Origin of the sequence: Tardisphaera saccharovorans, from assembly GCF_046635845.1 — an archaeon.
Lineage (GTDB): Archaea > Thermoproteota > Thermoprotei_A > Marsarchaeales > UBA168 > UBA168.
This window is the reverse complement of sequence record NZ_JAQQXN010000001.1, coordinates 440,009-461,328: the sequence shown is the minus strand read 5'-3', so window position 1 is coordinate 461,328 and position 21,320 is coordinate 440,009. Positions and strand designations below refer to the sequence as shown.

15 protein-coding genes and 1 pseudogene are annotated in these 21,320 nt (G+C 57.0%); 7 read left to right on the top strand and 9 right to left on the bottom strand.

Translation table 11 applies throughout. From position 1 onward, the window contains the following. Window positions 1–107: 107 nt before the first annotated feature. The gene (locus PRZ02_RS02280; RefSeq protein ID WP_449464224.1) at window positions 108–1,940 is read right to left on the bottom strand and encodes an alkaline phosphatase family protein; all 1,833 of its coding nucleotides are present in this window, start codon (window positions 1,938–1,940) and stop codon (window positions 108–110) included. Between the two features lie 351 nt (window positions 1,941–2,291). Here PRZ02_RS02280 and PRZ02_RS02275 point away from each other — a divergent pair, with 351 nt between their 5' ends. Next, the gene (locus PRZ02_RS02275; protein ID WP_449464223.1) at window positions 2,292–3,599 is read left to right on the top strand and encodes an ATP-binding protein; all 1,308 of its coding nucleotides are present in this window, start codon (window positions 2,292–2,294) and stop codon (window positions 3,597–3,599) included. 45 nt (window positions 3,600–3,644) lie between these two features. Here the strand turns inward: PRZ02_RS02275 and PRZ02_RS02270 are convergent. Both PRZ02_RS02270 and PRZ02_RS02265 read right to left on the bottom strand, forming a co-directional pair. Beyond that, a pseudogene (locus PRZ02_RS02270) lies at window positions 3,645–4,613 on the bottom strand (cation:proton antiporter); the annotation flags it as partial. 200 nt (window positions 4,614–4,813) lie between these two features. Then, the gene (locus PRZ02_RS02265; protein ID WP_449464222.1) at window positions 4,814–5,773 is read right to left on the bottom strand and encodes a hypothetical protein; all 960 of its coding nucleotides are present in this window, start codon (window positions 5,771–5,773) and stop codon (window positions 4,814–4,816) included. Window positions 5,774–6,288: 515 nt separating this feature from the next. Here PRZ02_RS02265 and PRZ02_RS02260 point away from each other — a divergent pair. Both PRZ02_RS02260 and PRZ02_RS02255 read left to right on the top strand, forming a co-directional pair. After that, on the top strand, window positions 6,289–7,284 hold the full coding sequence (locus PRZ02_RS02260) for a heterodisulfide reductase-related iron-sulfur binding cluster (RefSeq protein WP_449464221.1): 996 nt from the start codon (window positions 6,289–6,291) through the stop codon (window positions 7,282–7,284). Beyond that, window positions 7,190–8,377, top strand: coding sequence for an LUD domain-containing protein (locus tag PRZ02_RS02255; RefSeq protein WP_449464220.1), 1,188 nt, complete (start codon window positions 7,190–7,192; stop codon window positions 8,375–8,377). Before PRZ02_RS02260 ends, PRZ02_RS02255 begins: the two co-directional genes overlap by 95 nt. 32 nt (window positions 8,378–8,409) lie before the next feature. On the opposite strand, the gene aldA is transcribed toward PRZ02_RS02255, so the two are convergent. Next, window positions 8,410–9,864 (bottom strand): aldehyde dehydrogenase, encoded by a 1,455-nt coding sequence (gene aldA / locus PRZ02_RS02250; RefSeq protein ID WP_449464219.1) that lies wholly within the window; start codon window positions 9,862–9,864, stop codon window positions 8,410–8,412. A 258-nt stretch (window positions 9,865–10,122) separates the two neighbouring features. Here aldA and PRZ02_RS02245 point away from each other — a divergent pair, with 258 nt between their 5' ends. Both PRZ02_RS02245 and PRZ02_RS02240 read left to right on the top strand, forming a co-directional pair. Continuing rightward, window positions 10,123–10,743 (top strand): Gfo/Idh/MocA family protein, encoded by a 621-nt coding sequence (locus tag PRZ02_RS02245; RefSeq protein WP_449464218.1) that lies wholly within the window; start codon window positions 10,123–10,125, stop codon window positions 10,741–10,743. A 2-nt stretch (window positions 10,744–10,745) separates the two neighbouring features. Further along, window positions 10,746–11,111, top strand: coding sequence for a Gfo/Idh/MocA family oxidoreductase (locus tag PRZ02_RS02240; RefSeq protein WP_449464217.1), 366 nt, complete (start codon window positions 10,746–10,748; stop codon window positions 11,109–11,111). Window positions 11,112–11,472: 361 nt separating this feature from the next. Here PRZ02_RS02240 and PRZ02_RS02235 read toward each other — a convergent pair whose 3' ends face one another. Both PRZ02_RS02235 and PRZ02_RS02230 read right to left on the bottom strand, forming a co-directional pair. Further along, the gene (locus PRZ02_RS02235; RefSeq protein ID WP_449464216.1) at window positions 11,473–12,462 is read right to left on the bottom strand and encodes a GHMP family kinase ATP-binding protein; all 990 of its coding nucleotides are present in this window, start codon (window positions 12,460–12,462) and stop codon (window positions 11,473–11,475) included. 364 nt (window positions 12,463–12,826) lie between these two features. Further along, window positions 12,827–13,807 carry a PD-(D/E)XK nuclease family protein gene (locus PRZ02_RS02230; protein WP_449464215.1) on the bottom strand — a complete coding sequence of 327 codons (981 nt, stop codon included), beginning with the start codon at window positions 13,805–13,807 and terminating at the stop codon, window positions 12,827–12,829. A 246-nt stretch (window positions 13,808–14,053) separates the two neighbouring features. Here PRZ02_RS02230 and PRZ02_RS02225 point away from each other — a divergent pair, with 246 nt between their 5' ends. Both PRZ02_RS02225 and PRZ02_RS02220 read left to right on the top strand, forming a co-directional pair. Then, on the top strand, window positions 14,054–15,253 hold the full coding sequence (locus PRZ02_RS02225; RefSeq protein WP_449464214.1) for a hypothetical protein: 1,200 nt from the start codon (window positions 14,054–14,056) through the stop codon (window positions 15,251–15,253). A 153-nt stretch (window positions 15,254–15,406) separates the two neighbouring features. Beyond that, on the top strand, window positions 15,407–16,198 hold the full coding sequence (locus PRZ02_RS02220; protein WP_449464213.1) for an SDR family NAD(P)-dependent oxidoreductase: 792 nt from the start codon (window positions 15,407–15,409) through the stop codon (window positions 16,196–16,198). A 301-nt stretch (window positions 16,199–16,499) separates the two neighbouring features. On the opposite strand, the gene PRZ02_RS02215 is transcribed toward PRZ02_RS02220, so the two are convergent. The 3 genes from PRZ02_RS02215 to PRZ02_RS02205 form a co-directional block, all read right to left on the bottom strand. Continuing rightward, window positions 16,500–17,513, bottom strand: coding sequence for a zinc-dependent alcohol dehydrogenase family protein (locus PRZ02_RS02215; protein WP_449464212.1), 1,014 nt, complete (start codon window positions 17,511–17,513; stop codon window positions 16,500–16,502). Between the two features lie 397 nt (window positions 17,514–17,910). Continuing rightward, complete coding sequence (locus PRZ02_RS02210) at window positions 17,911–19,110, bottom strand: zinc-dependent alcohol dehydrogenase (protein WP_449464211.1); 1,200 nt, start codon at window positions 19,108–19,110, stop codon at window positions 17,911–17,913. A 356-nt stretch (window positions 19,111–19,466) separates the two neighbouring features. Continuing rightward, entirely contained in the window at window positions 19,467–21,287 is a 1,821-nt protein-coding gene (locus tag PRZ02_RS02205; RefSeq protein ID WP_449464210.1) for a glycoside hydrolase family 31 protein, read from the bottom strand. Window positions 21,288–21,320 lie beyond the last annotated feature (33 nt).

Sequence of the window (21,320 nt, the reverse complement as noted above, 5' to 3'; positions counted from 1 at the left end):
GTCCTAATTTCAGCCGCAGCACTTAAAGCATGCGCGCCAGAGCCACGGCAGGCGCTGCCCTTCTGCCGGATGCCCGCTCAGCGCTCCCCCCATTGGGCACCTTACGGTCAAGGGCTAAACGCCCCTTGCTCGCGGTGCCTCTGCTCAAATTGCATGAAGACCAGCTCGCCCAGCAGAAGGAGGCCTGCTCCCTTTGTCACCGGGCTGGTTACTGCCAGGGCGGTTCCCACCAGCGTTGGAGGGGGCGCTAGGTCGGAAGGAGCCGGCCCCGAAGGCGAGAACAACACGCCTGGGGTAAGGGCAGCCCACCGCGCTAACGCCCCAACCGCGAGGATAAGGGAAAGCCCTAGCGCCCTCCTTTGCCTTTTTGCCAGCGGCAAAACCACCACAACGGCAGAGGCGAAAAGGACCGCCGCAGCAACGAACGTGAGGAGGGACTCCGTTGGCTGGCCCGGAGGGGCTGGAGGGGGCGGTATCGCGGGATAGGCAAAACCCAGCGCGGCCGCCGAGCCGGATAGCAGAAGCGAGGCCGCCTTTCCCGTTACCCTGAACTTCTTCGAGAGCCCAAGCGCGAAGACCGAGGCAACGGCCGCCACCAGCTGGAAGCCCGGCATCCAACTCGGTGGCGCCTGATACCTAACCGATGAGAGGGGAAGCGAGTAAGGAGGGGATGAGTAGTTTAGCTCCGCCAGCGGAATTTGAAGAGGTATGGGGAAGGCCGCGTTCTCTTCCAGAACAATCGGCGCCCTCCTAACCGCGAAGTCGAAGGCCGAGAGCGGAACCCCAGACTCCTCCACGTACTTCGAGAGGTATGGAAGGCCCCAGTTGTAATCTACGAAGGCCAAAATGCTCATGTGGTTTAGCACCTGATCGTCAACGTAGTTCTCCTTGGCGTAGGGAGATATGAGGAGAGCGGGGACCCTTTCCCCGTAACCAAAGGGGTTGACCTGAGGAGGGGGAACGTTGTCGTAAAAGCCCCCGCACTCATCCCACGTCACGAAGATGGCCGACGACCACCAATCCGGCCCCTCCATCACCGCGTTCACGACGCTCTCGGTCCAAAGCTCGCCAACCGTCACGTTCGCGGGGGGATGCTCGCTCACGTCTGGATAGCCGTCCTCACCGTAAAGGCCGAAGGGCATGACGAAGCAAACCGATGGAAGCGATCCGTTCCTAGCCTGCTGGTAGAAGACAGAGATGTTCATGACGTTCTCCATCATGGGAGATGACGAGAATCCCTCGATGGAATCCAGCGGGTATATCTCGGAGGCTGGGGGATCCCTGGCCGTGCTGAACAGCTCGTAGTATCCCCAGCTTACGTTGTGCTGGGTCAGCTGATAGAAGATGGTCTGGTTTAAGGGAACGTAGGGAGGGGGACCGTAGTCGTTTGAGACGGGCGCAATTCCGGCAAGGGAGAAGAGCCTGTTGGGAAGGGTCTCGGTCATGGCAGGGGAGAACCAGTTGTCGAAGAGCACGTACTCCTCAGCGTAGTCCCAGTACACGGAGAGCTGCCTTTCCGATAGGTAGACCATGGACTGAGGGCCTGAGTAGGCAACCCAACCGTCCATCCTCCCGTAGTCCCAGTCACCGTGGTAATCCACCCATCCTTCCCCCGGGTTCTGCTGCACGGCCGACGTCGAGAGAGAAAAGCGCACGCTTCCTAGCGGGAGGCCTGGGTAAACCGGAACCGATGTGTTGAGAGGGGCAACGTAGGGCTTGGAAAGCTGCCTCACTATTGGGTTAGATAGGAGCGACCCGTTTATGCCCTCGGGATAGAGCTCGAAGTAGTTGTCGAAGGAGTGGTTCTCCTTCATTATGAAGATGACGTGCTTGATGGGCGTCCTCGTGGGAGGTGCTGAGGAGGGAGGAGAGGCAGAGGCCGAGACCACGAGGGACGAGGCAAGCACAACCAAGATCAGGAAGAGCGCGAAGGGCTTCACGCGCCTACTTCAGATGGAAATTTAAGCCTTCTTTTGGCCATCCGCGCGAAAGCCCTTAACGCTAAGCGCGCACCTCGGGCCTTGGGAGCGGCCCGAAAGCCTCATTGCAACTTTTCTGCTATTATTCGTGGAGTACTATCCAAGAAAACCAGAAAAATTGGGCCTCTGGATGCCGCGCAGGGAAGCCCTCCTAATCAGCGGGTCAAGACAGAGCGCCAAGACAACACCCCCTTCTCCACCCAAAGGAAAAGTACGGCACCAGCGAGATCGATGGGACGAGGGTTGGCGGCGTTAAAAAATGTTTCCTGCGAGAAACAAAAAAGCCTAAATTATGTTTCCTATAGGAAACATATGATAGACAGGGAAACGCTCAAAAGGGTCGTTGCCGAGTCGCTGAGCGCGTCCCTCCCCGACGTCATCCCTCGCGACGTGAAGGTGGACCTCAACTCGCCTTCCATAGTCGCCCTAGCGGGAGTCAGGAGGGCCGGCAAGACCTACGAGATGTTCTCAATCATGAAAGCGCTGGTGCAGCAGGGCGTGCCGCGCTCGCGCCTCCTCTACGTGAACTTCGAGGACGAAAGGCTGAGGGGGATAGGAACCGATCAGCTGCAGGAGGTCATCGACGTCTATCACGAGCTCTCCGGCAGCAAGCAGGACGATAGGCCTTACCTCTTCCTCGACGAGGTTCAGAACGCGGAGGGATGGGAGATGTGGGTGAGGAGGCTTCACGACGAAGGCTTTAGGATATTCGTCACGGGATCGTCTTCAAAGCTCCTGAGCCGCGAGATAGCCACGGCGCTTGCCGGACGGCAGATAACCTACCTGATCTTCCCGTTCTCCTTCAAGGAGTTCTTGAGCGCCATCCGCTTCAACGCCGATCCGGTTTCCCTCTACTCGAGGTGGGGAGAAGTAATGGGCTTTGTGAGCGCCTACCTAACCTACGGCGGATTCCCTGAGGTCGTCTTAACTCGGGAGGAGCCAACCAAGCTGAGGCTTCTCTCCTCCTACTACGACTCCATAGTCTTCAGGGACATAGTCGAGAGGTACTCAGTAAGGGACACGAACACGCTCGCCACGCTCCTCCGCTACGCCGTCTCCTCCTACGGAAATCAGTTCAGCTCAAGCAAGGCCTACAGCTACTTGAAAAGCAACGGGATAAGGGTGAGCAAGAAGACCGTTGACGCTTACCTTGACCACGCGAAATCCGTCTTCTTCCTCTTCGAGCTCTTCAAGTACTCAAAGGGTTTCAAGCGCTCGAATCAGGCGAGGAGGAAGGCCTACCTCGTTGACAGCGGCTTCGCGTCCCTCTTCGGGGCGCAGGACTGGGGAAGGCTTCTGGAAAACGCTGTGTTTTTAGAGCTCCAAAGGATGGTCGCAAACGACCCAACGCTCTCGGTTAACTACTGGTCGGACGGGGAAGAGGTTGACTTCGCGTTGTCGAGAAGGGGGCAGCCGGTCCAGGCAATACAGGTGACCTACGAACTTTCTGAAAGCAACAGGAAAAGGGAGCTCGAGCCCCTCGTTGAGGTGGCCGGCCAAACCGGAGCAGAGCCTCTTCTCATAACTTACGACCGCGACGGCGAAGAGATTTACGAGGGAAGGAGGGTAAAGGTCATCTCGTTCGCCAGATGGGCACTTCACCTTTTTAGCGAAAGATGAGAAGGAAATCGCTCCAACGATCGTGGTTATCATCACCATCAGGACAATTGCCGCGTACTCCGAGGTCGTAAGTATGGCCAGCGAGGAGGAGGCTATGGCAAGCCCCATCTCTCCCCTCGGGATCATGCCCAAGGACGCGGCGACCGACCCATTCTTGTCTTTCGTCTCGGCGTATGCGAAGGGAAGTGCGCCCGCGAACTTCAGCGCTATGGCCAGAGCGGAGACCAGAAGCGCCAAAAATAGGGCCTGGAGCGTACCTACTCCCAGGTCCGTCTCAGCTCCCGCGATCACGAAGAAAAGGGGGCCGAAAAGGGAGGAGAGGCCAACGGCCATTTCCCTGAACGTCTCCGACAGCCTGCTGGTGGAAAGGGAGAGACCTGCCACGTAAGCCGCTATTATGGGAGAGAAGCCAAGCGCCACCATTATGACCACGAGGGAGAACAGGGAGAGGAGGGCGAAGGGGCGGGCGTACCTCTCTCCAAGCCTGTTGGCCGCCCTTGGCAGTATTATTATCGAGTCGGCCGTTATTATGGCCCACGCGAGGACGTAGTAAGCGACCGTGCAGATGAAGGAAGAGGGACTTCCCGTCCCGCTGGATATCGCCAAGGCCGCCGAGAGGATTATCAGGGAAACCACGTCGTCGATAGCTCCAGCCGTGAGCAGGAAGTCCCTCGGAGGGCCAGAGAACCCCACCTCGTCCGCCACGTAAGAGGCAACGGCGAGGCTGGTCGCGGCCGATGCCGCCCCCATTACGAGCGATGCCGAAGAGCCGAGGCCGTGCCAGAGAGCAGCCGTAACGCCTAGGAAGGGGAGGAGCGCACCGAAAACCGCCCCAAGGAAACCCCATATGCCTGCCCTCTCGAGCCCCCTTAGCCCCTCGCCAAGGCCCGATGAGAATATCATAAGTATCACCGAGAACTGGGCGAAGAGCTCCACGTAATCGTTGATCGATATTAGCGGAACTCCCAGCACGGAGTTGATCAAGGGCCCCAGGGCGTAAGGGCCGATTGCCATCCCAACCAAAAGCTCTCCGACAACCGCGGGTATTCCAACGGCGCGCACTAGTCCCCTTGAGCCCTCCGCTGCAAATAGCAACACCGATATCTCGAGCAGGGCCAGGTAAATGGGGGAGATCTGCAAGCGCTAGGAAAACATTTGGCCCAATTTAAACCTACCATCCAGGTGCCTAAGAGAAAAGCGAAACTAACCGAGGGCTAGATTCGCTCAACCAGCTCCTTTCCGTAAACGAAAGTAATTCCCGCTTCCTTGCACCTCGCCTTGAGGTACCCCACGGCCTCACTAGGGGCATTTCCGACTGACAATAATTTGAGGAGCGCTTTCTTGTTGAAGAGCTTCTCAGCAACGGCTACGTGATCAATGAGCTTCTCGAACTCGGCCTGGGCTTCACTCTCGTTGCTAAGGTAAGTGGTCACCTCTCCCACCACCAACGGCTTTTCGCAAAACACGTCAATCTCGATCTGCCTTCCGTCTGCTTCAAGCAGCTTCTTGCCCACATTCAGGCTTTTTCCGTCGTATCCTCTCTCTTCAAGTATTATCTTCACAAACGAAGCGGTATAATCCTCGAGAGTTCTCCCCACCGCGTTGCCAAAGGAATCCACCTCAACTTCCAACCGATTCATTCTTCTTGAAAGCAAGTCTGTCGTGCTCTTTAACGCTTCCTGACCCTCGCGGAGAGCCTTAACCTCTTCCCAGAGCTTGTTATTGCTTTCCCAAAGCTTCTTCTGGCCCTCGCGGAGCTTGCGTATCTCCTCTTCATGGGCCGCGAAGCCCTTCTGCATGTCCTCGCGAAGCTGCTGGATCTCCTGCTCGTGCCTTGCGAAGCCCGCGTTCATGTCCTCGCGGAGCTTGCGTATCTCCTCCTCATGGGCCGCGAAGCCCTTCTGCATGTCCTCGCGGAGAGATTTCAGCTCCTCCCAAATCTTCTGGTTCTCCTGCCACAGCTTCTCCTGACCCTCGCGGAGAGCCTTAACCTCTTCCCAGAGCTTGTTATTGCTTTCCCAAAGCTTCTCCATGCTGGCCAATGTCTTCTCCATGGTCTCCTGCTGCTTGTCCAGCCTCTTTATCAAATCCCCTAGCCCCAAGTATCCCGCGATCGCGTAGCGAAACTCCTCGTCTTTATCTAAGAGATCTAGGAATTCTTTCTTGAAAGACATGCCCAATTAATTTCACGGCGTGCTATTTAAAACTAGTTTTACACTCTTAAGGCCATAAGGTGAAAGTGACGGGAAGCTTTCCTTTTATGCCTCAACCTTCTTACAGATGGACAGCGCTTCTGGTCGTCGCTTCAGACCTGCCTTGCGCTCAAGCGAACGATCCCACCCTCGCGGGTGGGCTTCCCGGTTCACGGGCACGCTTGCCCTCGCACGCGGAATGCGTGCGAGGTACTCCAGCATGTAGAAGACAGAGGCGGGCCCTTCCCCGCCCTTGCGGACGGGGACTTCCGCCCCATCGTGCTAAAGTTCTTGCGCCCAGGGCTCCTCCCAGGCGCTTCTCCCAGGCGCTTCTCTCGATAGGTCACTTTCTAGGTGTCGTATTGTCATAAACACGCTAAGAGGAAGAGGCCCGTCCCGGACCGCTTGCCCTCGCTTGCCAGGATATCCCGCGATATTCTCTCAAGGGCTTTACTTCGAGCTTTCCTCAGACGTATAAGCTGAAGCGCCTCTAAATTATGGACGAGGACCAGATCAGAAGCAGACTTAAGCTTATTCGCTCCGTAGTCACGAGAAACCTGATGAGGGACTACGTTCCCTTCCCCATGGATAGGAAGCTGGCGTCTTCATGGGCCTCTCCTCTTAAGGTCCCAAGGGGAGGGAGTACGCTGATCTACACTTCCTACATGTATCAGATGGCCTCGGTGTTCAAGTCCTACGGGAGGCTGTTACCCAAGTTCGGCTCGCTGGCCTCCTCCTCTATCGTTCAGGGCCTTGGGGCGCGGGTCATCAAGCCAAGCGATGATGAAATGAAAAGGGCCTCATCCGTGCTTTCCAACGCCTACTCCCTGATAAGGGCAAGCGGGGTGGAAGTGGGCTACCTCTACGAGGAGGAGCCGTACAGCGGCGCGCTCCTGCTCGAGATGGGGTTCCTCGACGAGCTAAAGGAGTACGGGAAGAGGCTTCTCTCCTTCTTCCACGATAAGGGGGTCAAGAGGCTCATAGTCCTCGACCCTCACACCCTCTTCACGCTCACTTACCTGAAGCGCGAGGCCGGCTTTGACGTCTCCTTCGAGCATTACCTCGACGTGATAAAGGAGGCCAAGGGAGAAGGAAGCTTCGTTCTTCATGACTCCTGCGTTTTCTCGCGCCTTCTGGACCGCTACTCATACCTGAGGGACTTCATAAGGGAGGCCGGCATATCCCTTTCCGAGAACGAGCTGATCACGGGAAAGGCCACCGGGACCTGCTGCGGAGGCCCGCTTGGCTCCCTTGACTACGAGCTGAGCGAGGACATGGCCAAGCAAAGGGCAGATCAGCTCAAAAGCGTGAACCCCCGCGTGCTGGTCATGTGCCCCATATGCCTATCTCAGCTCTCACCTTACGCCGATGTGAGGGACCTTCTCGAGGTGATAAGGCATGAGCGAGAACTGGAAGTCGGCCATAGCCAAGGTCGTTACTTCAAACGAGCTGGCCGTGGAGAAGATCCTCAACGAGTACCCCTACGTCGTTGAGCTGGCTGAAAGGCTGAGGGAGACGAAGCTGAGGGTGATAGATGACCTGCAGGCCTACGTCGACAAGGCCGTGAAGGGCGTCGAGAGGAGTGGAGGGCACGCCTACATGGCAAAGACAAAGGACGATGCCAAAAAGATCGTCACCGACATAGTCAGGGAGGCGCCAACTAGGGAGGAGGGGAAGCGCGGAAGCGAAAAGAAGAAGACCGTGGTTTTGGCGAAGTCAAACGTGGCCTACGAGATAGGGCTCAGGGATCACCTAATCAAGGAGGGCTTCGAGGCATGGGAAACCGACCTTGGGGAGTTTCTGGTCCAGCTGAGGAAGGGATGGCCGGTGCACCTGGTCCTGCCCTCCGTGGATCTTACGAGAGAGGAAGCCGGGAAGCTCGTTCACGGCATCGACAAAAGCGTCAACGAGGATTCCTCCATCGAGCAGATAGTGGCGGCCGTGAGGGGCTTCCTATTCGAGAAGTACCTAGCCGCGGACGTGGGGATAACCGGGGCAAACGCGGTGTCCGCGGACACGGGCTCGGTGGTGCTTGTGGAGAACGAGGGAAACATAAGAATGGACACAGTTATGCCCAGGACCCACGTGGTGGTCACCGGGGTCGAGAAGGTGGTGCCCACGCTCAGGGATGCCATGGATGAGGCAATCGTCCAGTCAGCTTACGCCGGCCTTTACCCTCCCACCTACGTAAACGTGACCACGGGCCCAAGCTCCACCGCGGACATAGAATCGCACAGGGTATCTCCGGCAACGGGACCCAAGGAGTTTCACGTCGTGTTCGTAGATGACGGGAGGATTGCCGCTTCAAAGGACGAAAATCTCAAGGAGGCGCTGCTCTGCATAAAGTGCGGGAGGTGCTACTTCGCGTGCCCCGTCTACAGGGAGCTTGGAAGGGACTGGGTTGGGACCGGATCTCCATACAACGGCCCGACGGGAGTGGTCTGGAACTACCTTACCAACGGAGATCCGTGGCCAGCCTTCCTCTGCACTCACTCGGGAGGGTGCAAGGAGGTATGCCCCATGAAGATCGACCTTCCCTCTATCATAAGGTACGTGAAAAGCGTGGGCGAGAAGAGGCTGGGCTAAAAAACAAAAACAAAAAAACGGACGCGGCCCGCTCACTTTTTCTGGGTATCGTACTGCACGTAAACTATGTGGGTGTTGAAGAACTCCTCGAACCCATGCTTTCCGTCGTCCCCTCCTATGCCGGAGCGCCTCCATCCAGCGTGGAATCCCTGAATGGCCTCCCAGTGCTCCCTGTTCACGTAAGTCTCTCCGAACCTGAGCTCGTTGGCAGCCCTCATGGCCACGTCTAGGTTCTGCGTGTAAATGGACGACGTTAGGCCGTAGTCGCAGTCGTTAGCGTAATCTATGGCCTCGTCCAGGGTCTTGAAGGTCTTAACCGGAAGGACCGGCCCGAAGACCTCCTTCCTCATCAATTCCGATCCCTGATCCACGTCCGTTATCAGCGTCGGCTCGTAGAAGTATCCCTTTCCGCTCCCGGCCCTCTTTCCCCCGGTGATCACCTTTCCGCCCTCCTCTACGGCCCTCTTCACCATCCCCTCCACCTTCTCCCTCTGCGAGGCGCTCACCAGGGGACCCATGTCCGTTCCCTGAGCGAAGGGATCTCCGACCTTGAGCGAGGAGAAGCGGTCGGCCAGCGCCTTCACGAACTTGTCAGCTATTCCTTCCTGCACGTAAAGCCTCTCGGCCGCGTTGCACACCTGGCCGCTGTTCAATATCCTGGAGGCCACCACGTAGCCCAGCGTTTTTTCCACGTCCGCGTCGTCCATAACTATGGCTGGAGCCTTCCCTCCCAGCTCCAGCGACACCTTCGTGACGTTTGCCGAGGCAACCCTCATTATCTCCTGTCCAGTCTCCACGCTTCCAGTGAAGGAAACGAAGCCTACCTTCCTGTTCGACGCGAGCGCGTTGCCCACAACTCCCCCGGGGCCAAACACGACGTTTGCCACCCCCTTTGGCACGCCCACGTCTGATATTATCTTGGCCATCTCGTAGATTATGTCAGGCGTCTCGCTGCTGGGCTTTATCACAACGGTGTCGCCGGCCACGAGCGCGGGAGCGAACTTCCTCATAAACACGAAGAGCGGGTAGTTCCAGGGGATTATGCCAGCCACAACTCCCACCGGCTCCCTGTAGAGGAATATGTTCTCGTTGGGCCTGTCGCTCTCCACGATCTCCCCCTCGATCCTTCTGGCCCACTCGGCCATGTAGTCCGCGTACTCCGCGGAGCCGTCAACCTCTCCCAACGCCTCCTTCAGTATCTTCCCCTCTTCCCTCGATATGGTCCGCGCCAGCTCCTCCCTCCTCTTCCTCACTTCGGCGGCGACCTTCCTCACGTAAGATGCCCTCTCTATAGCCGGCAGCTTGGCCCATTTCTTCTGGGCCTCCTCGGCGGCGTCCACGGCCTCATTGACCTGCTCGACCGAGGCCGAGGAGTAAACCGATATTACCTCCTCCGTGGCAGGGTTCAGGTTCTCGAACGCCTTTCCCTGGCCCTCCACGAACTCGCCGTTTATAAATTGTTTACGAATTTCCTTTTGCATCGACATAATTTAATCGTGCATCAAAATATACGCTTATCTGAAATCGCAGGCCAAAAAAGCGCGAAACGGGATTTAAGATAAAAGATAAACGAGGGATAAAACGAATGGAACGCGGGGCACGCCATGAGGTCCGCAAGGGTAGCTGTCAAGCCCCTGCGGAGGGCTTTCCCAGCGGTAATCTAGCGGTGACGACGAAAGCGCGAGTTAGAAGTTCTGCGTTCGCGCTCACGTCAACCTTAAATCGCCCCCGTTCCCGGGCGTGACATGATAAGAGTAGGCATATTGGGATCTGGTGGGATCTCCCACGCGCATGCCGATGGGTACCTCGACCAGCAGAACTCCTCGAGGGCAAGGGTAGTGGCGGTCTCAGACGTGGTTCCCGCGGCCGCTCAAGCTCTGGCGTCCAGGCTTGGGCCTGACGTGAAGGCCTACGGCGATTTTCACGATCTACTGGACAAGGAGCAACTCGACGCAGTCGACGTGTGCCTACCGCACAATCTGCACGCGGAGGCCATAATAGCTGCCTCAAAGAAAGGTACCGCGATCATGGCGGAAAAGCCCCTTACGGTTAGCCTTGAGGAGGCGAGGAGGGTCAGAGACGCGATAAAGGGAGCCGGAGTCAAGTTCTTGGCAGCTCACACCAGCATATTTACCCCATCGGTCCAAGACGCTAAAAAGCTGGCCCCGTCTCTCGTGGGCAAGACTTACGAGGTTATGACGAACGAGTGCGGCCTGAGCTTGGGGATATCAGGCTGGAGAACGAGAAAAGCGGAGATGGGGGGCGGAGAGCTGATAGACACCGGTTACCATCCGACTTACAGGTTGCTTTACCTGGCCTCTTCCTCTCCAAAAGCGGTTTATGCCCAAACCGCAGGTTCAGGTTAAACATGGAGGGAGAGGACACCGCTCACCTGCTGATCGAGTTCGATGACGGATCCACGGGTGAGGTCAACACCTCTTGGGCATTTGATCAACCCGCGGGCCTTCACTCCTTCTACGTGATCGGCGAAAAGGGACAACTTTACGGCGAGGGAAACTTTCTCGGCTACAAGGTATCTGGCTTTTCAGAATCCACGAGAAATTACGTCTGGAAGAACCCATTCATAGTTGAGGTCTCGCACTTCCTCGACGTGATCGATGGGAAGGCCCAGCCGCTGCAGACGATCGACGACGCGTATCAGGTGATGAGGGTCATCGATGCGGCCTACAGGTCGGTAGAAAGCGGCAAAGCGGAGGGACTGCGTGGGCGATGATGACGGCACAAAGAGATGATAGCTCGAGAGATGACCCACGGCGCTGGCAGTTTAATTTTGTGCTCGTCTTCCTTCGAAGACGAACTGCTCAAGCCTGAACGACGAGGCCCTATCCTTCTTTGGCCCATCGCTTTTGATGGGAAAGACCGGTTTAGGAGGGGCTGCCCCGAGCCCAGCGCAGCCGCTTTCCCAAGCGCTTTGGGTTCCCCCGTGGAGCCCCCTTTGGAGGGGCCAGAAAAAGGGGCTTCGGAGGAAAGGCTAGCGCTTTTGGAGCGTTGCGCCGTTTTAAAGTTCAAGCGCGAGAGCCATCCCCGCGCATAACGGTGCTTGTTCGCTTATCGGGCCGCTTCAAATGCTAACTTTACCGCACTCGGGAATCTTCGCTCCAAACTATCCGAGCCCCGCGCGGTTCAAGCTCAACTTCCATGGTGCGATACCCCTTCAGCGAGCCTAGGACCTGCCCCTTCTTCTCGGGTGGCACGAAGAAAAGCATGAACCCTGCCGCTCCAGCTCCCTCAAGCCGCCCCCCTAAAGCGCCCGCAGCGATTCCCCTAGAGTAGAGCTCCTCTATGGCAGGATTGCTGACCGAAGGCTCGGCACGCTTCCGGACTCTCCAGTACTGATCCGCGATATGCGCTAACCCCTCGACGTCGAGCACAGAAGCGGCCTCGTAGCCCCTCAGGGCTAACTCCCTCATCTCCTCGAAGTCCCTGAGGTGTACTTCCACTCCCCTCTCCTGAGCGGCTTGGACCTCCGGCGACCTTCTGGTCAACCCGCTGTCGCAAAGCAGCAGAAACGCCTCGAGCTCGCGTACCTGCCCAACGGAAAGAGGCAACGCCTTGAACTCCACGCTCTCATCTCCGTTGAAGATGAAGAGTCCAGTCCCTCCGTACGCGGCAACGTATGGGTCCTGTTTTCCTCCTGGCTCTCCAGCAGCCTCGCTTACGGAAAACGCCTCCCTAGCCAATGCCTCTGGTGACGGGTCCTCCTCACGCCAGGCGTGAAGGGCAAGCAGAAGCGCAACCAAGTAGCTGGACGACGAGCCAAGACCTGTCCCCCATGGCACGTCGCTGGCGGTGGTAACGCTTATCCCAGGCCCAATCTCCAAGCGGCGCAGGGCTTCCCTGATGGCCACGTGATTGATGGCTTCCAAGCGATCAAAGTTGCCCGTGAATCCGGGATAACTTATCCTATAGCCGGCCTCCGCTTCAGAGACGAAAGCGTAAGCGTACCTCTTTATTGCCGTGGTGAAGACCACGCCCGGCCCATGGGTAGCGTAAAAGGGCCTTATGTCGGTCTCTCCCCCAGCGAAGTTCAGCTTTAACGGTGCCTTTGCCGCCACCGCGCGCACTTAGCTCACGGGAGCTGTGCGCTGGGCTTTTTAAGCGCTTGCAGAAAGGTGACCTGCGCGTTTAAGCGCGGGTGAAGGTGCCATTTTCGGCGCCATCACGGAAGCGATCACCTCACCAATGACCGAAAGCGCGGAAAAGCGTTTGCGCCCCATTTCCGCTGGAAAGCCTTTATTGGCACACTGCGAACAAGGAAGCACGCGATTTTCAAGACCCATAAGCGGGCTGAGGACGCCTTCCACCAAAGCGTTGATCTCACCAAAGGCGCCACCGCTTTGTTGCTTTTCTTGCCGATCTTCAAGGGAGTATGGCCATGAGCCCAAGCATGAGGTCAAGCGCTTCGCGAGCCGCCGGCTTTACCCTCTTTCACTCATTTCTGCCTTCGCCTTCTTGCTCGCTTGGCTTGCTGCCCGTATAGACCTCAAGGCCATTTTTCTTGGCGATCTCGGCCGAGTCCCTTTCGAAGAAGGGAGATGCGATTATGCCCCTCCTCACTTCCATTCCCATGCGTTTTTTGAAAAACTCGATCTTCCTGAGGAAAACGTAAACGTCATCGCGGCTCACGGAAGACTTAATCTCTATGAGCGTGGCCCCGCCGTCCGTGACGACTACGTCATACTCTATGGGAACACCCTTTGCCCCGAAAACAAAGGCCTCGTCGTCGATTAAGATTAGGTTTTGCACCTTCACGTGAAAGTCCTCTTCCAAGAGCCCGCGCATGGCATTCCTAAACGTGGCCTCAGAGTCAATGCCCCACCTGGAGCCAAGAGCGGTAAGCTTGGTCTCCATCCTTTCAAACCGCTCGTCATACCTAGCAAAGCCCTTCTGCATGTCCTCGCGGAGCTTGCGTATCTCCTCCTCATGGGCCGCGAAGCCCTTCTGCATGTCCTCGCGAAGCTGCTGGATCTCCTGCTCGTGCCTTGCGAAGCCCGCGTTCATGTCCTCGCGGAGCTTGCGTATCTCCTCTTCATGGGCCGCGAAGCCCGCGTTCATGTCCTCGCGGAGCTTGCGTATCTCCTCTTCATGGGCCGCGAAGCCCTTCTGCATGTCCTCGCGAAGCTGGTTGTTGAGCTGCCAAGCCTTCTCGAACTGCTCGTCATACCTAGCAAAGCCCTTCTGCATGTCCTCGCGAAGCCTGTTCATGTGATCTTCAAAGGAGGATAAGTTGGTTTCCAGCCTTTCGTTCGTTTTCGCAACCCTTTCAGTCAACTCCTTTACGGCGGCCTCGGTTACCTCCAGCCTCTTGATAATCTCCTGCAAGCCAAGAAGCCCCGCGACGGCATAGCGAAACTCCTCATCACTCTTGAGTAACTCAAAAATTTTCTGCTTGAGCTCAGGGGCTTCCATCAAACTTCACTTACTGTGGCATTTAAGTGTGAGCCTGAGCATGAGTTCCAGCGTAACGCATGGTTGAGCAAGAGCAAGGGCAGATTTTTTAACTCGACGGGGATCCTTACCCATTGCCGATCAGTTGCTAGTCGCTCTGCTTGTCCATATCGTGCTCGCTTTAGCTTGCCTTTCCCTCAGGAAGCTTTTTCCGTGCCGTTAAGACCGTCAACCACAACGCGTAAATCGGCGTGAAACCATCCGCTTATGACCATCGTTAAGAAGGTCCTTACCCCTTACGAGGGAATAGAGGGACTAGTCGGAGGAGTTGGTACGCCAAACGTCGTTTACGACGTAAGGCGGGACAAGCACTGGTTGGTTTTCACCGGGTGGAGCGACCCGACTGGCATGAGAAGAGAGATATGGGCTGCCCAAATGATGAAGGACCTAAGCTTGGACCGCTCCACGCTGAAGAGGGTGATCCCAAGCGAGTTTCCCGAGAGAGAAAGCTACACCAACAACACGGTAAGAGCTATCTACAACGCCGTAAGGGATCAATTCATCCTTACCACCACTCACGGGAAGGGCGGCTACATCTACTACTTTAGGCCGGATTGGACCCTCATAACCTACAGGAAGATAGTGGAGGGAGTTGGAGATCACTCGATCCCAGTAAGGCCCCTCGGATGCTACGGCAAAAACCATGACGCATTGACCATCATACCCCGCGGCCAAGACCTGGTGCTAGGTCAGATAACCGACGTCGACGACTCCGAAAGGGTAAAGTTCACTGAGATGGGCGTGGCAGCTGAGTGGGGAGAGAGCAACGATGTCCTTGATCTAGTCACCGTGCCTCGCCTGGCTGCCTTTGTCGAGGAGGATGCCACCAACAAGTGGTTGTTGCACTCGTTCCTTGGGCCCAGCTTAGACGACATTTACTCCGGCTTTCTATCCCAGGTGGGATTGCTGCACGGCTCATTGATGCCGTTGCTAGGACTTAGCGATGAGTTTGTTCAGGTCGGGCACCCTCACTACACCCTTGAGCCAGACGGAAAGCCGAAGCTCTTCTTCGCGGCGTTCAGGGACTCTTGGAGCGCTACTCCCAGCACTTCTAGGGAAGGATACGCGCACGAGATATGGGAAGTTGAGGTAGGGCCTGAGCTGTTCAAAAACGAGAGCTACGGCGTGCTCTCCGATAAGGCCATAAGTCAGACAAGACAGTCGCCCAGCAAGTGGTACTTCGTAGGAGGAGCCAGATCCCTCCTGCTCATGGTGACCGGGGTCAAGGAGGGGGCGCGCGTGGAGCTAAGGGAAAGGGCGAACGTCAAAGACGAGGACGCGACGTCCCTCTTCGAGCTCAAGAGCAACTCCAAGATCGTGGTACCAGATCCCGCTCCCTACGTCAGCGTATCGGCAGATCCATCGGTGAGCGTGACGCTCACGGCCACATATCGCCGACCCTCATAAGTCGCGGCTAGAGCGTTAGCCTGACGCCTTAAATGCAAGCTCGCGCATAGCCAGTACGATCCGCGTGTCGTAAGACCTCAAGGGCTCACCGGGCGCTTTCCAGAGGACGGACTTCACGGGTCAGGCATTTATATCCCAACGCAGAAAATTACTATGGAAATAAGCTTCAAAGGCAAGGTCGTTCTTGTCACGGGGGCGGGAGAGGGCATAGGGAGGGCCACAGCGGAGAAGTTCGCCGAGAGCGGTGCGGAGGTCATACTCAACGCGCTTACCGATAGGTACGTGATAGGAGTTCACTCATCCCTGCAACAGAAGGGCTACCCATCCCATTACGTGGTCGGGGACATCTCCTCGGAAAAAACCATTGAGGGCCTGAAGGACGAGGTGAGGCAGTTAGGAAGGTTGGACATCATAGTTAACAACGCCGCCATGGAGGTGGACAAGCCCTTCGAGGAGCTATCCTTGGACGAAGCCAAAAGGATGGATGAGGTGAACGTGCTGGCCTACTTCAACACCGTGAAGACGTTCCTGGATTACCTCAAGGCTTCCAAGGGATGCGTGATCAACGTTTCCTCGGTGCAGGGCCTTAACCCCGAAAGCTTCAACGCCTATTACCCGGCCACCAAGGGCGCAGAGATCACCCTGACCAGGGAAATGGCCGTGGAGCTCGCCAAGTACGGAATCAGGGTAAACGCGGTGGCACCGGGCCCGATCGACACCCCTCACAACAGGAAAAAGATGGGGGAGATGTTCGGAGGCGACTACAGGATAGGATACGAGAAGCTGGCCCGCGGCGACCCACTCAAGAGGTTTGGAACTCCCGAAGAGGTGGCATACACCATACTTTTCTTGGCCTCTGATCTCGCCTCTTACGTGACCGGCGCCACGCTTTTCGTGGATGGCGGCATGCACATAGTGCAACCGCACTCGCTTGGTTTTCTATGATCGACAAAGCAACCGACGCCTTTTTATAGGGGGCGTTGCCTTGGCCATAGCGCGCAATTCGGCGCGAGGAATAGCTCCGATAGGCACTTCATAGGTAAAAAGAAAAGGGGGTAAGGGTGCAGCGACGGTTGACGCCCTCACAGCAGAGATCACCTGAATGTAGTTCAAGCAGAGATTTCCTTGCCTCGAAGTAGGCTCGCGCGTTGCTCGCCGTTTACGGAGAAAGCTCCGAAGAAAGCGCCGATTTTATCCGCATGGCCATAAAGACAAGGCGGCGTAAGCAGATCGACGTTTTGGGCGATCAGGGCGCGAGGTCGACCTTTATGGCCTTCCCCTCACCTCTCTCCAGCATCTCGAAGGCCTCAGGCGCCCTCTCAAGGGGAAACACGTGGGTCACCATTCCCCTTAAGTTGATCCTTCCAGAAGCTGCCACCTGTATGGCCCGCTCGAAGGTCAGCGGGCTCCTGTAGGAGGTAACTATGGTCAGCTCCCTGTTGTACAGGTCAAAGGGGCTGACGGTCCACTTGGCGTCCTGAGGAGAAACCCCAAATATCTCGAGGGTCCCTCCCCTCCTCACAAGCGGGTAAGCCGTGTCTATGGCCGCTGGATGGCCGACGGCCTCAATGGCCTTATCAACTCCAATCCCATCGGTCATCTCCAACGCCTTCTTTAGCGCTTCCTGGGGCGTTGCAACCTCGTCGGCGCCGAACTTGAGTGCCGCCTCCCTCCTGTCGTCCCTCGGCTCAACTGCCAGCACCTTGCTTGCCCCCATCATCTTCACCAGCTGTATCATGAGTATGCCCATGGGCCCAGCGCCGACCACCGCGACCCTGTCTCCTATCTTCATGGAAAGGCGGTCTATTCCCCTCACCGCGCACGCCAAAGGCTCCACGGTAGCGGCCTCTTCCCAGCTCATGGAGTCCGGAACGGCGTAGACGTTTTCCAAAGGAACCGAGATGAGCTCAGTGAACCCCCCATCCATCTCAACGCCAAAACCCTTCAGGTTGGTGCAGAAGTAGTTTGGCTCTCCCAGCCTGCAGAAGTAGCAGTGATGACAGATGACGTTGGGCTCAAACACAACGTGCTGTCCCCTCTTGAAAACCCCCTCGTCGTCTGGTTCCTCCACGTAACCAGATATCTCGTGGCCAAGCACCAACGGCAGGTTGGCCTTCCACTGCCCCTTCCAGAGGTGAAGGTCGGTGCCGCATATACCTCCTCTCATGACCCTTATGAGCACCTGACCTTTTTCTCTCTTCGCCTCGGGTATGTCCTTAACGGCAAGCTTACCGACATCCTCCAGAACCAATGCCTTCATTTTGGCCGCGATTATAGTCACCTCAACTTATAAGCATGGAACGACGGTCATTCAGCGCGCTCCCGAGGGCTTACAACCCGCGACATCTTCGGAACCATCAGGCCAAAACCCAGCAAATCGCGACGCTCCTCACGCTCACGGGCTTCTCGCCCGCATGACCTATTACGGCGGCGTTGTGGGCATCTCACGCCTTCTTCCTAAAGGCCTGGCGCGTGACCCACCGCCCCTTGATTACCGCACCTCGCCGCACTTCCCAGGGACCCGTGCGCTTTGTGCAATCGTTAGGTGGCGTCCCCTATTGCAGAGGGCAATTGCCAACCTGAATACTAGGAGCTCCTCGTCAGCGTTAAGGGGACCGACCCCAACGCAATTCAGCTTCCAAGTTGAATTCGAAAATCTAAGCCTTACGAGTCCCGCGGTATACCAAGGCTACGCGTGAGAGAAAAGGGTTGCCCGAACGACTTAACCAAGTACGTAAAGCGATGGGCCCGGTTCGCCCTCGGGGCCTCATGACTACCTTTATGGCCCCGTACTTTCCCTTGTTAAGGGAGACCTCGAAGGCCTTCTGGTACTCATCGAGGGAGAAGACGTGAGTTATAAAGGGCTTGGCCCTGACCTTCCCCTCGCCCATGAGCTTTACTCCTATGGGATAATCCTCGGGTTGGTTGTTGGCCGTGCTGGTTAACTCCCTCTCGCCTCCCAGCAGCATCATGTCAAAGTCCTTGAGGGTGTGCAGAAGGCCAGCGAAGAGGAGCTCCTTCCCTCCCCTCCTGAGCATCTTCAGCCCCTCCACGGCGGTTTCTCCTCCAACCGTGTTAAGCACTAGGTCCACCCCTTGGTCGTACTTCTCGCCTGGGCTAAACTGCCTTGCGGCCTCCACCGGATCCTCCTCGTTCGCGTTAACCACGATGTCGGCACCCAGTTCCTTGGCCACCTTAAGCGGTGCCTCTTCAACGTCCACGGCCATCACCCCTCCGGCGCCATAGGCCTTGGCCACCTGCAGCGCCAGGAGCCCAATGGGGCCAGCGCCTATGACCGCTACCGTATCTCCGGGAAATATGTTTGCCCTCCTGAGCGCATGGACCGCAACAGCCGTGCCGTCCAGCTGCGTGGCGTCCTCGTAAGAAACTGAATCAGGGATTGGAACCGCTTGGAAATCCTTGACCGTGACGTAGTCCGCATATCCTCCGGGGTTGTGCGGGAGGCCGGTCCCAGACCAATTTCCGTCGTGTCCCATGTGCAATACATGAGAACAGAGGTTGTACCGCCCCCTTCTGCACTGCTCGCACTCGTTGCACGGCAACATGGCCATTATCCCTACCCTCTCTCCGACCTTTCTCCTCGCTCCCTCGCCAACTTCCACTATCTCTCCGGCCACCTCATGCCCAAGTATGGAGGGAGGCAAAAGGGGGTTGTCCCCAATTGTGTGAAGCGCCCAAGAGTTGATCCCGTTGTAATAATTGACGTCGCTCCCGCATATGCCCACAGCCTTAACCCTCACCTTGACCTCTCCCCTTCCCGGCTCGATGTCCTCAGTTTCCCGCATCTCCAGTTTCCCAGGAGCAAGAAGCCACACCGCTCTCAAATTCGTTACCAATTATCATCGCCGTCGCGATTTAAACCTGTAGCCCTCATTTTGCGGCCTCGCGCTGCTTGCGCCCAGGTCTTCGCCCTCGATCGCTGCGCCACGCGCTGAAAATCGCCCACCTCAAGCCTAGGCCCCATCTCCCGTGATCGCTGGTTCGCCGCCGCCTGATCATCGGAAAGATAAAAAGCTCAAGTGGCCGGCCTCTTCCATCAGCGCATAGGCTCAAGCGCTGGCTTTGGGTTAGCCTCGCGACCGCAATTGGGGCTGAGGCGATGGCCGAACCCCCAAAGGTTTCAAGCATCGGTTGAACTGCTCGGGGCTGATCGCAAAAAGCGCTCGCAAAAGGAGCCATCGAGGGGCTCGCCTCACGCTCCCTCGCCCAACGCCCTTATCCTTTCGATACCTTCCCTGATCTCCTTGAGCAGGGGCTCGTCAATGGCTCCCTTTCTGGCGTAAGCAGGAAGCTTGTAAATCGGCGCATCGCACTCCACCGCTGCAGGGCCAACCACTTCGTCTCCGGTCCACAGGTCAATCCATTTTCCGTCTGGAAGCTTGACTCCCCTCGATTTGGCGCTTCTCTCAACCACGGGAGCGAAGAGCAAGCGATCGCCAAGAGTGAACTCATCAGCCAAGTCAAAGTACCCCTCGTGATCGAAGAAGAGCGGCCTTATGAGGGGCGAACCGTCCTTAAGCGTCTCCTCCTTCACAAGCTTCAGCGTGAGCTTCGAGATGGTCACGTGGAACCAGGCGTACTCCCTTGCCAGCGCCGTGGTCTTCTCATCGTACCTCCAGGGAATTATGGAAAACTGTATCGCGGGCATGGGCGCTGATGCCTCAACCCATCTGGTGAATAGCTCGTGGTCACACCGCTCATCCCTGTACTCGTTTCCCCCTATCATGTCTGGCATCACGAAGGGGTAGCCCAGCATGGAGTAGGTCAGGGTCGACGTGATCACCGACGCTAGGCCGTTGTCCAAGCCCCACCTAGAGTCCTTGTCGCCAAGCCTTGTGAGGAGACCAAGGCGCTGGGAGAAGGTGCTCACCCTCGTCTCCGCGGTCTGCCCAAAGCTCTCAGCTATGAATCCCATGTAAGCGTCCGTGAACTCCGATGGCCTTACCCCGGCGAAGCTCGTGGCCCCTTCCTTGAAGAATCCCGCGTCACCGGCATCGAACTTAAACCCGTCAAAGCCGTAATCCCTCTGCAGGACGAGGAGCTTGGTCCTAAACCACTCCCTGGCCCTCGGATTCGTTACGTCGATGAGGCCAGCCTCCCCGTTCCACCACCTGACCTTGAGCGGAGAACCCCCGTCCGACACCAACCATCCCTGCCTGGCCGCCAGCTCGTAGTTCTCGGACTCGACATTTATGAAGGGGTAAACCCAGAGGGTCACCGAGAATCCCATCTCGTGAATTCTCCTCACCATCGTTGAGGGGTCGGGAAACTTCTGAGCGTCAAATGTGAAGTCACCGTAGTGAACCTCCCACTTGTCGTCTATCTCAAGCGTTCCAACGGGGAAGCCCCTGTCCAAGACGCCGCGGGCGTAGGAGAGCACCTTGTCCTGATCAACGGCCTTCTTGTACTCAGCCCACGTGCTGTAGATGGGATGGGAAAAGAGGAAGGACGAGGGGGCCGACGCCGGTCTTCCGACCTCTTCAATGAACATGCCGTAGAGATCCTTCACGTTCTTCCCCAAGAGGAGCTCGAAGCGTAGCTTTCTTCCTATCTTCTTGGTCAACAGCGCGCTCTGCTCGCCATCTCTCTTGAAGGAGACCGAGAGCTGGGGATAATCCATGAAAAGGAGACCGACCCCAGATGAGGTGAAGACGTATGGGAGCTGCACGTTGCCCGCCGGAAACGAGTCGACCTTAAGCTCACCCTCGAGGGGAAAGTGCTGGGGAACCAGAAAGCCGGCCCCATAGACCTCCTTTTGCGTCCTGAAGGAAAGGGCAATTTCCACGTCGTTCTCTGACTCAAGGGAGAAGGAGGCGCTCGCCTCACGCCTTACGACCTCCGCCGTTATCTTTTTGTCCTGCCCTGCGCTCATGTGAAAAGTCAGCTTGCCGTCCGCCTCAACGGCATCAGACAACTGGTAGGGCGCCTCAATAATTAACTGTTCTTCGCCTTTACTCTTCACCCTTACGGCAAAGCGATCATGGCTAAACTCCAGCTCGTATGCCAATCTCATCACTCTGTTTCCAAGCGGCCCGAGCTTTAGACT